13 protein-coding genes are annotated in these 14,306 nt (G+C 73.0%); 4 read left to right on the top strand and 9 right to left on the bottom strand.

Annotated elements, in window-relative coordinates; genetic code table 11:
- Positions 1–174 precede the first annotated feature (174 nt).
- The gene (locus ACIBG4_RS29430; protein ID WP_397204580.1) at positions 175–1,458 is read left to right on the top strand and encodes a helix-turn-helix domain-containing protein; all 1,284 of its coding nucleotides are present in this window, start codon (positions 175–177) and stop codon (positions 1,456–1,458) included.
- Here the strand turns inward: ACIBG4_RS29430 and ACIBG4_RS29435 are convergent.
- From ACIBG4_RS29435 to ACIBG4_RS29445, 3 genes are all read right to left on the bottom strand, one after another.
- Positions 1,448–4,624 carry a hypothetical protein gene (locus tag ACIBG4_RS29435; RefSeq protein WP_397204581.1) on the bottom strand — a complete coding sequence of 1,059 codons (3,177 nt, stop codon included), beginning with the start codon at positions 4,622–4,624 and terminating at the stop codon, positions 1,448–1,450. The two genes, ACIBG4_RS29430 and ACIBG4_RS29435, sit on opposite strands and share 11 nt — an antisense overlap.
- Before the next feature lie 135 nt (positions 4,625–4,759).
- On the bottom strand, positions 4,760–5,977 hold the full coding sequence (locus ACIBG4_RS29440; RefSeq protein ID WP_397204582.1) for an MFS transporter: 1,218 nt from the start codon (positions 5,975–5,977) through the stop codon (positions 4,760–4,762).
- A 176-nt stretch (positions 5,978–6,153) separates the two neighbouring features.
- The gene (locus ACIBG4_RS29445) at positions 6,154–6,681 is read right to left on the bottom strand and encodes a hypothetical protein (RefSeq protein ID WP_397204583.1); all 528 of its coding nucleotides are present in this window, start codon (positions 6,679–6,681) and stop codon (positions 6,154–6,156) included.
- A 348-nt stretch (positions 6,682–7,029) separates the two neighbouring features.
- Here ACIBG4_RS29445 and ACIBG4_RS29450 point away from each other — a divergent pair, with 348 nt between their 5' ends.
- Positions 7,030–7,653 (top strand): HPP family protein, encoded by a 624-nt coding sequence (locus tag ACIBG4_RS29450; RefSeq protein WP_397204584.1) that lies wholly within the window; start codon positions 7,030–7,032, stop codon positions 7,651–7,653.
- A gap of 170 nt (positions 7,654–7,823) precedes the next feature.
- Here ACIBG4_RS29450 and ACIBG4_RS29455 read toward each other — a convergent pair whose 3' ends face one another.
- Complete coding sequence (locus ACIBG4_RS29455; protein WP_397204585.1) at positions 7,824–8,198, bottom strand: nuclear transport factor 2 family protein; 375 nt, start codon at positions 8,196–8,198, stop codon at positions 7,824–7,826.
- 39 nt (positions 8,199–8,237) lie between these two features.
- Positions 8,238–9,437 (bottom strand): MFS transporter, encoded by a 1,200-nt coding sequence (locus ACIBG4_RS29460; protein ID WP_397204586.1) that lies wholly within the window; start codon positions 9,435–9,437, stop codon positions 8,238–8,240.
- Between the two features lie 78 nt (positions 9,438–9,515).
- Between ACIBG4_RS29460 and ACIBG4_RS29465 the strand changes: the two genes are divergently transcribed.
- Positions 9,516–10,085, top strand: coding sequence for a TetR/AcrR family transcriptional regulator (locus tag ACIBG4_RS29465; RefSeq protein ID WP_397204587.1), 570 nt, complete (start codon positions 9,516–9,518; stop codon positions 10,083–10,085).
- Positions 10,086–10,114: 29 nt separating this feature from the next.
- On the opposite strand, the gene ACIBG4_RS29470 is transcribed toward ACIBG4_RS29465, so the two are convergent.
- From ACIBG4_RS29470 to ACIBG4_RS29480, 3 genes are all read right to left on the bottom strand, one after another.
- Entirely contained in the window at positions 10,115–10,843 is a 729-nt protein-coding gene (locus ACIBG4_RS29470) for an SDR family oxidoreductase (RefSeq protein ID WP_397204588.1), read from the bottom strand.
- Between the two features lie 248 nt (positions 10,844–11,091).
- The gene (locus ACIBG4_RS29475; protein ID WP_397204589.1) at positions 11,092–11,664 is read right to left on the bottom strand and encodes a TIGR03086 family metal-binding protein; all 573 of its coding nucleotides are present in this window, start codon (positions 11,662–11,664) and stop codon (positions 11,092–11,094) included.
- 14 nt (positions 11,665–11,678) lie between these two features.
- Positions 11,679–12,899: an alpha/beta hydrolase family protein gene (locus tag ACIBG4_RS29480; RefSeq protein WP_397204590.1), complete on the bottom strand. Its 1,221-nt coding sequence runs from the start codon at positions 12,897–12,899 to the stop codon at positions 11,679–11,681.
- Between the two features lie 93 nt (positions 12,900–12,992).
- Between ACIBG4_RS29480 and ACIBG4_RS29485 the strand changes: the two genes are divergently transcribed.
- On the top strand, positions 12,993–13,643 hold the full coding sequence (locus ACIBG4_RS29485; protein ID WP_310710250.1) for a TetR/AcrR family transcriptional regulator: 651 nt from the start codon (positions 12,993–12,995) through the stop codon (positions 13,641–13,643).
- Positions 13,644–14,002: 359 nt separating this feature from the next.
- On the opposite strand, the gene ACIBG4_RS29490 is transcribed toward ACIBG4_RS29485, so the two are convergent.
- The gene (locus ACIBG4_RS29490; protein ID WP_310710254.1) at positions 14,003–14,242 is read right to left on the bottom strand and encodes a hypothetical protein; all 240 of its coding nucleotides are present in this window, start codon (positions 14,240–14,242) and stop codon (positions 14,003–14,005) included.
- Positions 14,243–14,306 lie beyond the last annotated feature (64 nt).

Genomic DNA, 14,306 nt, shown 5'->3' on the forward strand with positions numbered 1-14,306 from the left:
GTGTCGCCCGGGCCGGCGGGCGCAGATCCAACTGGAGTTGCGCCACCTGGAGCCCACGATGTCCTCCGTACGATAGCCGGGCTCCGGCCGCGGGCGCGGTGCCGGCGGGCGGCAGGAAACGGCCGCCGTTTCTGGCCGTCGGCCCGTTCGTGATCTGGCGCCTAACCTGGCCGCATGGCCGGCGATTACTTGGTCGACGGAGCGCGGATCATGGCCATGCGCCGTGCGCGCGGTCTGTCCCGGCGGGTCCTGGCCGACCTCGTGGGGTGCAGCGAGGAGTGGCTGCGGCTCGTCGAGAAGGGGGTGCGGCCGCTGGACCGGCTGTCCACCCTCATGCGCATCGCCGGTGTCCTGCGGGTCGTGGACATGTCGGAGCTGGTCGGCGGTCCCATCGCGCTGCCCGCCGTGTCAGGGCCCGCCGGGTCGGGGTCCGCCGTTCCGGGGTCCGCCATGGCGGGGCCCGGCGGGCACGCGGGCGGGCGCTCCGGCGGGGCGGACGAGATGGGGCTCGCGCTGCTGTTCCCCCGCCGTCCCGCGGAGGGCGAGGCGGCCGCGGGCGTCCACCGGGTGCGCCGGCACGTGACGGCGGCCTGGGAGGTGTGGCGGCGGTCGCCGCGCCGCTACACGGAGCTGCGCCGCGACCTGCCCGGCCTGCTGCTCATGGCGGACGCCACGGCCCGCGAACCGGACCCGGCCAAGGCCCAGGCGGAGGCGGGGGCGGGGGTGGAGCTGGGGCGGGTGTACCGGCTGTTCGCGACCGTGCTGCGGGGGTGCGGGGAGCACGCGCTGGCCCTGCTGGCGGCGGACCGGGCGGTGTCGGCCGCGCTGGGCGACCCCTCGGCCGCGGCGCTGGCGCGGGCGGAGACGGCCGAGGTCCTGGTGCGGCTGGGCCGCCCGGCCGACGCCCGCCGCGTCGCCCTGACGGCCGCCGATCTCGCCGCCGAGGCGCCGGGACCGCCAGGCGTGGGCGGGGCCCGTACGGAGGACGGACCGGAGCGCCGGTCGGCCGTGGGGGCGTGCCTGCTCGCGGCGGCGCTCGCCGCCGCGGCGGAGAACGACCTGCTGGGCGCCGAGGAGCTGCTGAACCGCGCCCGCAGGCTCGCCGGCCGGCTCGGCGAGGACCGCGACGACTTCCTGGTGGAGCTGGACCTGCGCGCCGCTTCGGCCGCGGTCCGCGTGGGCCGCCACCGCCAGGCCCTGCGGCTGGCGGAGGGCATCGACCCGGCTCACCTGTCCACGCGGGACCGCCGGGTCCGGCAGCTCCTCACGCTGGCGACCGCCCACGCCGGGGACCGCGACCCGCGCGCCGCCGCCGCCCTGCTCCGCAAGGTCGCGGAGACCTGCCCGGAGGAGCTGAAGCACGGCGCGCGGGCGGTGCGGCTGCTCGCGGAGCTGCGGCTCCTCGACTGCGCCACCACCCAGGGTGAGCTCCGCGAGCTCACCCGCCTCACCGCCTGACCGGCCTGCGAAGACCTGCGAAGACCTGCGAGAGCGAGGGGCGCCGCGAGCCGCGGCGCCCCACCACAGGACCACAGTAGCGTTCGGCGGCTCCCGAGTTGATCTCGATGAGCCCCAGCGTGGCGTTCTGGTACGCCGTGATGTCGCCCCCGGGCGGCCCGGTCAGCACGGTCCGGGAGTGACGGGCGGCGGCGCCGACCGTGCGCAGCCCGAGCCGGTCCAGGACGAAGCTGCGCACCGCCGTGGCCGCGTTGACGCGCCGGCTGCCCAGGTTGAGGTACGTGCCCAGCAGCTCGGCCCGCAGCGCGCGCGGCTGCGGCAGCGGCGGCATCAGCGCGGCCGACACCTCCTGCTGCGAGAGCCGCCCGTCCGGCGCGGAGCCGTCGGCCCCGTCGAAGCGGGTGTCGGTGGCCTGCACCCGGGCCAGCAGCTCGGGCGTCCGCAGCGAGGTCAGCACCGCCCACACCGTGGACGGCCGCGGGTCGCGGCTCGGCGTCACCTCGGTGACCGTCGAGGTGGCCGAGGCGGTCACCGGTGCGTACGAGCAGCCGTTCGCGTTGACGTACACGACCTTGGCCTGTCCGGTCTGCGCCGTGCCGCCGGTGACGAGCAGGCTGGAGCGGGTGGTGAACCGCACGGCCGCCGTCGCCCCCGGCTCCACCGGCCCGAGCCGCCAGGTCAGCGTGCCCCCGGAGACCTCCGTCGGCCGGGGCCCGCTCCCCTGGTCGAGGGCTGTGCTGTAGTACACCTCGTCGGGCAGGGCGTAGGTGAGCGTGACGCCGGTGGCGGCGGCGCCGCCGGTGTTGCGAACGGTCAGGGTGGTGGTCGCGGCCTCCCCGGCGCCGGCGTTCGGGGTCGCCGTCGCGGCCAGGGTGAGGTGCGGCGCCCTGACGGTGCTGCGCGCCGTGCTCGTGTTGTCGGACGTGTCGGCCTCGGGCCCGCCGGCGAGGTTCTGGGCCTGGACGGTGGCGCTGTTGGTCAGGAACGAGCCGTCGTCGGCCGTGCAGGGCACGAGGTAGGCGAACGTCTCGGTGTGGTCCGCGCCGGGGGCGAGGGTCGTCCGCCGCCGCTCCGCCGTGGTGCCGTCCGGGAAGGTGTCGGTCACCCGTACGGCCGCCGCGGTCCCCCGGCCCTCGTTGTGCACCCGCACGGTGTAGGTGAGGGTGTCGCCGGGCAGCGCCTCGGCCTTGTCCACGGTCTTGGCCGCGGTGACGTCCGGGTCGTAGAAGTCACGCAGGGCCAGCTCGGCGCCGAGCACGGCCGGGAACGCGATCTCGGTGCCCGACGGCGAGGACGCCGCCGCGCCCGCGTCCTTGGAGCCCACCGCGCGGTACTTGAGGGTCCCCCAGTCGTCGTGGCCGGTCAGGGTGGTGGCGCGGCCGGTGTCGCCGGGCCCGGGGGCCGTGTTGCAGGCGTCGCCGCCGTTGAGGATGGCGTCGCCGACGTTCTCGTCGTTGCCGGAGGGCATCGTGGTCAGGACGCCGTCCGTGCCGGCGAGGACGCAGACGTCGTCGTCGGAGTTGATGTCGGCCGCGACGGGAGCGGGGTCGATCACCGGAGTGCCGGCCACGACGTTGTCGTTCCAGTTCAGCGCGCCGGCTCCGGGACCGAACAGCTGGTTTCCGCCGGGGAGCCGCCAGCGGGTGACGTCCTCGCCGTCGGCGATGCCGTCCGCCTCCACGAGCGCGGTCCTGTCCAGCGCGGCCAGCGACTGGCGCGAGTAGTCGAGGCGCCGCGGCAACGGCTCGGGGCCCGTGGGGATGCCCATGGGGTCGAAGGCGTAGTTCATGACGCTGAGGTAGTTGGGCTTGAAGTTGGTGCGGTCCGTGCCGCCGTGCGGGAGGCCGAGGGCGTGGCCGAGCTCGTGCATGATACTGCCGGACTGGTCGCGTACGGTCCCCACGTCCGCGTCGGCGGCCCCGGTGCCCTTCTTCAGGATCTGCCGGTCGTCGGTGCCCGGCTTGACCTCGGTGTCACAGGCGCGGTCGGTGCCGACGAGCACGTCCTCGCCCATCTTCACGTCGGTGGAGGCGGGCGTCGTGTCGAGCGTGCCGTTGTCGCCGGGGGCGACGCAGACCGTGCGCCAGCCGCCGAGGGTGACGATGAAGTCCTTGCCCCCGCGATCCGTCTCGCAGCAGCGGCCGGAGCTCAGCCCGCCGGCCGTGAGCTGGTGACCGAAGATCGCGTAGTGGGCGTACGGGGCGAGCAGCGGGCTGAAGTTCGCGTTGCGGGCGGCTCGGTAGGCCGCGTCCAGGCCCATGACGGTCTGCTCGGGGATCGGCTTGCCCGCCACGTGCACGAAGTCGACGCCCTGCGCGGTGGTGAAGCCGGGATACGGGCAGGGCGACACGGGATCGACCGGCCCGTCCTCGAAGGCCCGCTCGACCTCCTCGATCGCCGCGTCCTTCGGCTCGTGGCTGTGCCCGTCGGCGGCGCCGGTCATGTAGTCGATCTGCACGACGACCGTCTTGCGGCAGGGGTTCGCGCCCATGGCCTTGAGGTCGTACCTCATCGAGCCGTCCTTGTCGCGCACGCCGAACCGCTCGATGACGTCGTAGATGCCGTCGCCGTCGATGTCGGGCAGGGGGGTCAGCCGCTCGATCTTGATGCCGACGGTGAGGGCGACGCCGTCGTTGGTGTCGGGGAAGTTCGGGTCGCCGTCACCGGTGATGCGCTCCTGGCCGGGGGTGATGAGGTCGCCGGGGGCGGTCCAGGTGTCGGTGCCGATGTCGTACTGCAGGTCGAGGTCGTCGTCCTGGTTCTGGGGGCTGATGTCCATGTGGTCGTCGCCGAAGTTGGTGCCGTCGTCGTAGTCCCACAGCCGCACCAGGACCGGCACGGTGGTCCTGTCGTCGGGCACCTGCACGTCCTGGGTGAAGACCCACGGGTCGGGGAAGTTGCTCGGGTCGAACACGTCGTCCTGGACGTACGGCTTCCGCAGCAGGGGACCGTCGCCGATGCGGATCTCGGGGAAGTAGTCGCCGTCGCCGCCGTCGTCGTCGGGGTTCTCCTCCTGCTGGATCCAGGTGATGGAGAGCTTCAGCCGGACGTCGGTCGCTGCCTTGGCCGGCGCGGCCACGGCGGCCAGCGCGGCCGTGACCAGCAGCAACGCGGCGAGGATCGCGAGCGCTCTGGCCCGGACCGTCCCGCCGGAGTGAGGATGCATGACAATTCCCCCTGCCATCAGATGTGACTGTGGCAAGGATTCAGAAGGGGGAGTTCCGGCGCGGGAGTAGCCCTCCCCTCGGATGAGGCTTTGCCGGGAATTAGGGCGGTGCCGGGATATCCCGCACCGTACCGGTCAGAGCACCGACTTGACCCGCCAGATGAGGACCGCTCCCAGCGCGGAGACGAGCGCCGAGACCAGGTAGAGGCCGGAGTAGCCGCCGAGGTAGGTCAGGATCACGGAGGCGGCGGCCGGCACGATCACGTACGGCAGGCTGCCCATGAGCTGCGCCACGGCCAGGTCCCGGCCGTGGTCGCCGGCCGCCGGCAGCACCTGGGTGATCAGGGCGCCGTCCACGCCGATGTAGATCCCGTACCCGACGCCGAGCACGACCGCGCAGACCAGCGTCATGGTCCAGGTGGGCGACAGGGCCAGCATGACGCCCGCCGCCGCCATGACGCCCGAGCCGGCGAAGACGAGGATCCGGCGGCGGCCGAGCCGGTCGGACAGCCAGCCGCTGACCACCGAGAGCGCGACGACCGACGCGCCGTTGACCGCGACGACGGTCAGCAGGTCGTCGGGGCGGCCCACGACGTCCTCCAGGAAGTACGGGATGTAGAGGGTGCCGATGCCGTACCCGAGGGTCATGAGGAAGCGGGTGGCCAGCGCCCAGGCGTAGTCGGGACGGCGTCGCGGGTCGATCCGGTAGCCGTCGAGGAAGCCCTTCCACGTGAACGGCCGGCGCTCCCCGGCGGGTGGCCGCGGGTCGCGGGTGACCACGACGAACGGCACCACCAGGACCAGGACGCCGGCCAGGACCAGGTAGCCGGAGGCGGGAGTGGTGGTGGCCGCCAGGATCAGCCCGCCGCACACCATCGCGGCGGCCTGCGGAACCGCGCCCCAGCCCAGGACCAGGCCGCGCTGGGTGACCGGCACCTGGTCGGGGACCGTCGTGTTGTAGCCGGCGCCCACGGCGGACATCCCGACGGACAGCAGCAGGGAGCCCACGGCCACACCCGTGACGGTGTCCTGGGCGGCCAGGAACACGAAGGCGGCGGCGCAGGCCAGCGCCCCGCCCACGATCCACGGCCGGCGACGGCCGAGCCGGCCCCGGGTGCGGTCGGACAGCGCGCCGAACAGCGGCCCGGCGATGATGCCCGCCACGGCTCCCATCGCGCTGACCCACGCGAACCCGCCGATCTTGCCGGTGGGGTCGATGCCGGCGATCTGCTGCGGCATCAGGAACGTGCTCGGCGACTGGGAGGCGATCTGCGCGCCGAACCCGGCGACGACGTAGGCGACGATCCAACCGGGCCCCACGCGGCGCGTGGGGGTGAGCAAGGGCATGGACATCGGACCGGCTTCCCTGCTGGGGGACGAAGGGCATGACACGGTGAAGATGAGGTGCGCTCGCGATCAACAATATTCGATCATGATCTTGGCCCGGTTCACAATCCCGCCTCCCCGTCCCGGTGACGCGCGAACGCCCACCCCGGGGACCGGGGTGGGCGTTCGCGCCTGCCGGGGAGCTACTTGAGGATGGGGTGGCGCCGGACGATGGGCAGGGCCCCCAGGCCCAGGGTGGCGCCGGCGCCGGTCAGGGCCAGGCCGGCCAGCACGATGGCGTACACGATGTGCTCGTCCATGAAGGGGTTGGTGGTGAGGGGCAGCTCCGCGGCCCACATCAGGGCCAGCATCAGGCCGCCGGCGACGGCCGCGATCCGGGTGCCGACGCCCAGGACCAGGGCCAGGCCGACGCCGAGCAGCCCGGCCATGAACAGCCAGTCCACCCACGCCTGACCGGCCAGCGCGGAGAACAGCCCGCCGAGCGCGTTCTCGCCGGTGCCCTTGAGGAAGCCGGTGGTCGGGCTGCCGCCCGCGGTCCACGCCTTGGCGGCGGGAGTGGCGAAGCCCCAGCCGAAGGTCTTGTCCAGGAACGCCCACAGGAACACCCAGCCGATCGAGAGCCGGGCGGCGGCCCAGACGTAGTCGACCGGGCGGTGCGCCGTCCCGGCCGTGGGGGCGTCAGCGGCGTTGCGGGGGAGGGTGGCGGCCATGACGGCCTCCTTTTCGTTACCGGGTCGGGGGGATCGGTTGCGCAGTTCAAGAACACCGCGTCCGCCGCCCGGGGAGCAGAGCCGGAAGGACCCGTTCACCGGGACCTTCCAGCCCTGCCCGATGGGACTTTCGGCCCTGCGGCGTCTCGCCCGCAGCGCCCCGTGCCGCCGCGCCCGTCGGCACCATGGCCGGAATCGTGCCGTACGAAGGGGAATCTTCCCAGGTCGGAACGGGCATCAAGCCTGCGGCCGGAGGTGACGCCCACCGCCGCCGCCCGGACCGCGCCGACGAAGGTCCGCCGCGTCCGGCCAGGCCCAAGAGCATCGGGCGGGGAGGGACGGGTAGCCATGCTGGTCCGGGACATCATGTCGAGCCCCGCCGTGACGGTCCGGCGCACCGCCTCGATCCGCCGGGCCATCCGGCTGCTGCACGGCCACGACGTCGCCGCCGCCCCCGTCCTCGACGACGCGGGCCGGCTGGTCGGCCTCGTGTCCGAGCTGGACCTGCTGCGCGGCGAGTTCCAGCCCGGCCCGGGAACGACCGCCGACCCCTCCCCGGCCGCCTCCGCGCCGCCGCCCGGCGAGGTGTGGCAGGTCATGACCCACGCGGTGATCACCGTGACGGAGACGACGGACGTGACCACGGCCATCGACCTCCTGGTGGGCAAGCAGATCAAGAGCCTGCCCGTGCTCGCCGGCCAGGAGGTGGTGGGCATGGTCGGCTGCCGCGACCTCATGGGCGTACTCGCGCGCCCCGACGAGGAGCTGTGCGAGGAGGTGGTGGCCGCCCTGCGCGACCACTACCCGCACGGCCCCTTCTGGGAGGTGACCGTGCGCGACGGCGTCGCCGAGCTGCGCCCGGCGGCCGGTGACGTGCCCGGCCCCGGATCGGACGACGCGCTCGCCGAGCACGTCACCGACGTGCTGGCCCGCACCGTGCCCGGCGTCGTCCGGGTCCGGTGGCTGAGGTGATCGGGAAGCGGCTTCCGCCGACTTGCCCTGCGGCTTCGAGGACAACTGCGACGTTCAACAGAGCAGGGCACGGCCGAGCCCGTCGGTGGCGCCGGTGATCAGGATGTCTTCGTGGGTGGTCACGGCGTTCGACCTCGCAGTTCGGTCGTGCCAGGAAGGGCGGGGCTGGGTCAGACGATCGGGTGGCCGCTGACGGTGGTCCCGGGGACGTCCTCGCGCAGATCCCAGTGTTCGGCGATGAGGCCGTCGGCGATGCGGAACACGTCCACCACCGCGATACCGGAGTGGCCGGGCTGGGCGGTGAACAGGCTGTGGGTGAACGCCAGGTCGCCGTCGACGGCCATACGGCGGATCTCGAAGCGGGCCTGGGGCAGCTGGGCGCGCATCTCGTCGATGAACGCGGCCAGCGGCCGGCGACCGTCGGGCAGGTTGGGGTTGTGCTGGATCAGGTCGGCGGCCAGGAACCGGTCGGCCAGCTCGGTGCGGCCCTGGTTCCACATCAGTTCGACGTAGTCACGTACGAGCTGGGCGGCGGGCTGGGACATGCGTTTCTCCTGTGGTCGTTGGTGAATGGGCGCGGAAGGTCACTGGTGGGCTGAGGCGGGGGTGGTGGCCGGGGCGGCCGGGCGGACGGGGCGCGGGCGCAGCGAGGCGGCGTGCGCACCGGCGGCCAGGGCGAGCGGAATCAGCGCCAGGGCCGGGAGCCAGCGGCCGCCCACGGCGGGCAGCAGGCCGCTGCCCAGCAGGCTGCCCAGGCTCATGCCCAGGTACAGCGCCGAGGCGTTCAGAGCCAGCAGGATGCCGCGCTGCTCGGGCAGCAGCTCCACCAGGCGGGCCTGCTGCGGGGCCATGAACAAGGTGTTGAAGACGGCCCAGAAGGCGAACACCGCGATCCCGGCCGCGGGCATGGCGGGCAAGCCGGCCAGCGCCAGGAAGGCGACGGTCAGCCCGGCCAGCGCCAGTGCGATGGTGCGCCCGCCGCCCAGAAAGGCGTAGACGCGGGCCCCGGCGGCGTTGCCGGCCATGCCCAGGGCGCCGAAGACCAGCAGCGTCAACGACACCAGACCGGGACCAGCGCCGAACCGGGTGGCCAGGTAGGCCCCGGCGACCCCGTAGACGGTGAACTGGGCGGTCAGCACCAGCAGCGTGGTGGCGATCATCGAGGCGGCTCCGTGAGTGCGCAGCACCCCGGCGAAGGCCCGCGCGGTGGGGGCCGGGCCCGCCGCCACCGGCGGCAGCACCACCGCCAGCAGCCCACCCGCCACCAGGGTCAGCGCCACCACCGCGGCCATCGTGGCCCGCCAGCCGATCGAGGCGCCGGCGGCCGAGGCCAGCGGCACGCCCAGCACGGTGGCGGCGGTCATCCCGCCGAACACCACCGCCAGCGCGCGGGGGCGCTGCTCGTCCGGAACGATCATCGAGCCGGTGGCCGAGGCTGCCGGTCCGAAGATCGCCGCGCCCAGTCCCGCGATCACCCGGGCGGCGGCCAGGGTCACGAAGGTGGGGGCCACCGCACTGGCGATGCCGCCGATCGTCATCAGCGCCAAGCCCAGCACCAGCACCTGGCGGCGGTCCAGGCGGCCCAGAGCGATCGCCGCGATCGGGGCGGCCAGGGCGAACACCAGGGAGAAGACGGTGACCAGGGTGCCGACGGTAGCGGCCGGCACCCGCAGGTCGGCGGCGATCGGGCCGCTGAGACCAACCGCAGCGAGTGAGGCGGTGCCCAGCGCGAAGTAGCCCAGGGCCAGCGACAGGAGCGCGGGAGTGGCGGAACGGGGGCGCATCCGCTGTCCTTTCAATACGGTGCGTTGCGTATGAGATTTAAATACGCAACGCACCGTATGTCAAATAGACTGCGGTGCATGACCGGACGACCCCGCGACCCCGCCGTCGACGACGCCATCCGCCAAGCCGCCCTGGACCTGATCACCGAGCAGGGCTACCGGGGGGTGAGCATGGAGGCCATCGCCGCCCGCAGCGGCGTGTCCAAACAGGCCGTCTACCGCCGCTACCCGGGCAAGGGCGAGGTCATCTTGGACGTCCTGGCCGCCTACGCCCGCACCCGGCTGCCCACCCCCGACACCGGCGACCTGCGCGAGGACCTGCTGGCCCTGCTGGAACCCACCTTCGCCGCCCAGCGCGGCGTGCCCGGCGCACTCAACCAGGCCCTGGCCGCCGAGGCGCTACAGGCTCCCGCCTTCGCCCGGCGAGTGAGCAGCGAACTGATCGCGGCGCGCCGCGACGCCGTCCGCCAGATCCTCGGCCGGGCACGGGATCGGGGGCAGGTCGTCCACCCCGACGACGAGGTGCTCATCGACCTGGTCTTCGGCCCGATGTGGTACGCGCTGCTGTTCGACGCCGGCAAGCTCACCGACGCCTACGCCGCCGCGCTCACCGACGCCGTCGTCGCCGTGGCCACTCACGCGTCCTGACCGCGGCGGGCTCCTCCTCCGCTGTCGGGTCAGCGACCGGAAGGAAGGGTGAGGCCGCCGTTGACCTCGATCACCTGGCCGGTCATGAACGCGTTGGTGGCGGCCAGCAGCACCGCCTGGGCCACGTCCGCGGCCTGGCCCACCCGGCCGACCGGGAGCGCGGCGGCGTGCTCGGCGAACGTGGCCTCCCGCTGCTCGGCGGGCAGCTTGTCCCACCAGGGGGTGTCGATGATGCCCGGGGAGACGGCGTTGACGCGCATCGGGGCCAGCTCGGTGGCCAGCGGGCGGATCATCGCCTCCAGCGCCCCGTTGATCGCGGCCAGGCCCGCCGTGCCGGGCAGGGCCGCCCGTGCGGAGCTGGCAGTGATCAAGGTGATCGAGCCGTTCTCGCGCAGCCGGGGCAGGGCCGCCTGCAGGATTCGTACGTGGACCCAGAACTTGCCCTCGAATCCGCCCCGCAACTGCTCCAGATCCAGGGTGGCGAACGGGCCCGCGCCCGAACCGCCGCTCAACGCCAGCACCAGGTGGTCATAGGTGGCCTCCTGGGCGAAGAAGCCCCTGACCGCCTCCTCGTTGGTGCCGTCCACCCGCTGGAAGGCGACCTTACCGCCGATCCGCGCGGCGGCCTCGGCCAGGCGTCCCTCGCCACGGCCGGTGATCACGACCTCGGCTCCCTGCTGGGCGAACAGCGCGGCGCTCGCCTCGCCAATGCCCGAACTGCCCCCCATCACCAGAACTCGCCGGCCATCAAGCGTCATGTCGATCTCCTCACTCAAATGATCCTTGTCAGGGATGGCGCTGTTCTGAGCGTCTCCGGCACACCGTCCACCTCAGCGAGGATCTCGTTCTCCCCCAGGGCGAAGCTCCGCGCGGACCTCACAGCCACCCCATCCCACGCTGGATGACGGCAACTCAGGCATCGCTGTCCCGCACGAGCCGCCCAGCGGGTAGTTCAGTCGGTGGGTGATTCCTCCAGCGTCCTGCCTTGCGCGAGGTCGCACGGGGGTCAGTGGTGTGCGACGTCGCGACCGAGAAAGGCCAGAAGCCGCCGATGAGCGGGGGCCTCGTCCGCTGCCGGCAGGGCGGGTCCGAACATGCCGGGCCGGCGGAAGGCGTCGAAGTCCATGCCCCGCATGATCGTGAGCAGCTCGCCGCAGGACTCTTCGTCGATGAGGTGTTCCTGGCCGGTGGCGAGTGCCAGGTCGGCGCCGTGCACGAGAACCTCGGTGAGGTGGATGAGCGCGGCCATCGAACCGGGGACAGCGCCGAACCCCAGCCGCACGGTGCCGTCCAGCGCGCCCGGTCGATGCCAGGCCACGCGGTCGAGGTCAGCCGCGAGAGTGTAGGCGGCCTGTGGGTCGGCGCCGAGCCAGTCGTCCTCGTGGGCGGCGCCGGCGTCGGTGCCGGTGAGTTCGGCGGCGAAGATACGCATGCCGCCGACCAGGTGGTTGAGCTCGGTGCGTACGTCCCAGCCGGGGCAGAGGGTGGGGTCGTCGAGCCGGTCGTGCGCGATGCCCTTGACGATGGCGGCAGTCATGTCGAGGGCTCGGCCGATCTGGTCGATCACAGGGGTCATCATGGTCTCCATCGAGGTCATGCGGTCTTGGCGAGGACGTCGTCCAGCCAGTCGTAGACGCGGGCGAAAGCCAGCCGCTGGGCACCGGACTGGCAGTGCGCGTCGGCGCCCTGCTCGGCGGTGAAGGTGAGCAGCGTCTTGGGGCAGGTCAGGTGTTCGTGCAGCAGGTCGGGCTGGCCCTTGAAGAACCCGTCGTCGGCTCCGGCGCAGACCAGGGTGGGGCAGGTGATCTTCTCGGCGATGCCGCCGCGCAGATGGTAGTCCAGGTAGGCGGCGCCGAACGCGCGGGGAGTGCCGACGCCCATGGCGAACATGCCGTGCTCGATGGCCCAGCGCAGCATCGGGCCGGCGGCCATCGCCGCCTCCATCATGGCGTCCAGCTCCGGGTCATGCTCGGCGCGCAGCCGTCGCTCGGCCTCGGGCCGCGGCAGCGGAACGCCGGAGGTGGCTATCTCGCCCAGGTCATAGACCCCGTCCAGGCAGATGAGGGCGGCGACGCGCTGGTCGAAGGCGGCCGCGCGGGGTGCGAGCTGGCCACCCATGCTCACGCCGAGCAGCGCGATGCCGGACGGATCCACCTCGGGACGGGTCAGCGCGTAGTCGATGACAGGGCCGACCACGTTCTCCCAGTCGGGGCGGAACATCAAGCCCTGGCTGTGGCGGGTGCCCGGCTGCCCGGGCCCGTCGAAGGCCAGCACCGTGTAGCCGCGCTCGACGGCCGCGGCGGCCCCGAAGAAGTGCATCTCCTCCACCGTGCCGTCGAACCCGTTGTGCATCACCACGGTCGGCCGCGCGGCGCCGGAATCGTCGGCCCGGTACAGGTAACCGGGCAGGACCGTGTCCTCGTAGGGGATCTCCACCGGCTCGACGGCCGGGGTGAACAGCGTGGCGGCCTGGCGAAAGGAGGCCACCGAGAGGTCGTAGGCGTGCCGGATGCGCGGGTCGGCGGCGTCTCCGTGCAGGAAGAACTCGGCCGCGCGGTAGTAGTTCGACGCGCGCAGGAAGGCGTCCCGGGCGCTGATGCGATGGCCACCCTTCAGGGCCGCCTTGCCCTCGTCGGCCACCCGGTCGGCGGTGGCCAGCCACTCGTCGTGCCAGCTGTCGTAGTCGCCAGAAGTGATCCGCTGGCTGGTGACGGCGACCTCGCCGAAGTCGGCGCCGCCGTAGGTGATATGCCCCAAGATGCGCAGGGTCTCGTACCAGAAGCTGGGGTTGTCGGGGAAGAACAGCGGCTTCATGATCGCTCCTTAAAGCAGGTGCCAGCTGCGACAGGAGGACTGTAGGGCACGGTTCAGAGCAAACGCAAGTGGCGTCTGCGTTAAGATGGGCGCATGGCGGAACAGCAGCGAGCCCGGCGGCCCGGAGGGCGCAGCGCCCGCGTACGCGCGGCGGTGCACCAGGCGGTCACAGGCCTCATCGCCGAGCGCGGCCACGGCGCCTTCACCGTCGGTGACGTCGCCGAACGTGCGGGCGTGGCCGACACCAGCGTCTATCGCCGCTGGGGCACCCTGGAGAACCTGCTCATGGATGTGGCGATCACCTGGCTCACCACCACCTCGCCCATCCCCGACACCGGCAGCCTGGAGCAGGATCTGCGGGCCTACGCCGCCGGTGTGACCCGCGACATCACCGGCCCCGACGGGCTGGCGGTGCTGCGCCTGGTCATCACCCTGTCCACGGCCGGAGAGGACGGCACGCGGGCGCGGGACGCGTTCCTGGCCGAGCGCGCACGCCAGATCCAGGGCATGCTCGATCGCGCCCGCGAACGGGGGGAAGACCCGCCGGAGGGCCTGGACATCCTCGACCACATCCTGGCCCCGATGTACATCCGCACCCTGTTCGGGGCGGGGCCGCTCACCCCCGACTACGTCGACACGCTGGTCGAGCGCCTGCTCGCGCTGCGCAGTCCCGCCGGACGACGCACAGCGCCCCATGCCGTTCCAGACGAGCCGCGCCAGTCGTGGACGGTGGTGGAGGGGTAGACCAAGACCTCGGCGTCGCCGTACCGCATGCGCAGGCCGTCGGCCCGGAGCGCCACGCCGGGAACGAGGCCCACGTCGGGAACGGGGCCCGCACCGGGGACGGGGCCCGCACCGGGGACGGCGCTCACGCGGGCGCCTCCTGGGCGAGCGCCCGCTGAAGACGCTCCATCAGACCCTCGCGGTCGATGCCCGCCAGGGTCAGGGCCCGTTCACGACGGCGTCGCGGGTGTCGGCGTCGCGCAAGGTCGCCATGCCCAGCAGCAGGTGCCGGGCCTCGATGGCCGCCGATCCGTCCTCGCGGGCCTCGTCGGCTCCGCGCTCGATGATCGTGTTGATGTAGTGGTCGATGGGGGCCGTCGTCAGCGTCTCCTCAGCCGGACACCCGCGGCGATGAGCCGCTTGGCGTGCTTCTTGTGGACCGCCTGCCGCGTCACGCCGAGGGCTTCGGCGACCCGCGGCCAGCCCCAGCCCGCCCGCATGGCCTGCTCGACGGCGGCGTCCTCGATCTGGTCGGCCAGCCGCCGCAACGCGGCCACGGCCGCCAGCGCGTCGGCGGGATCCTGCGGGGCGGAGATGTCCGGAAGCTCGGGTGCGGCCATGAAAGCAACCGTAGTTGACTAAATCCGAATCAGTCAACTACGGTTGCCAAGAAGACGGGTCCGC

The organism is Nonomuraea sp. NPDC050383 (assembly GCF_044459125.1).
Taxonomy (GTDB): domain Bacteria; phylum Actinomycetota; class Actinomycetes; order Streptosporangiales; family Streptosporangiaceae; genus Nonomuraea.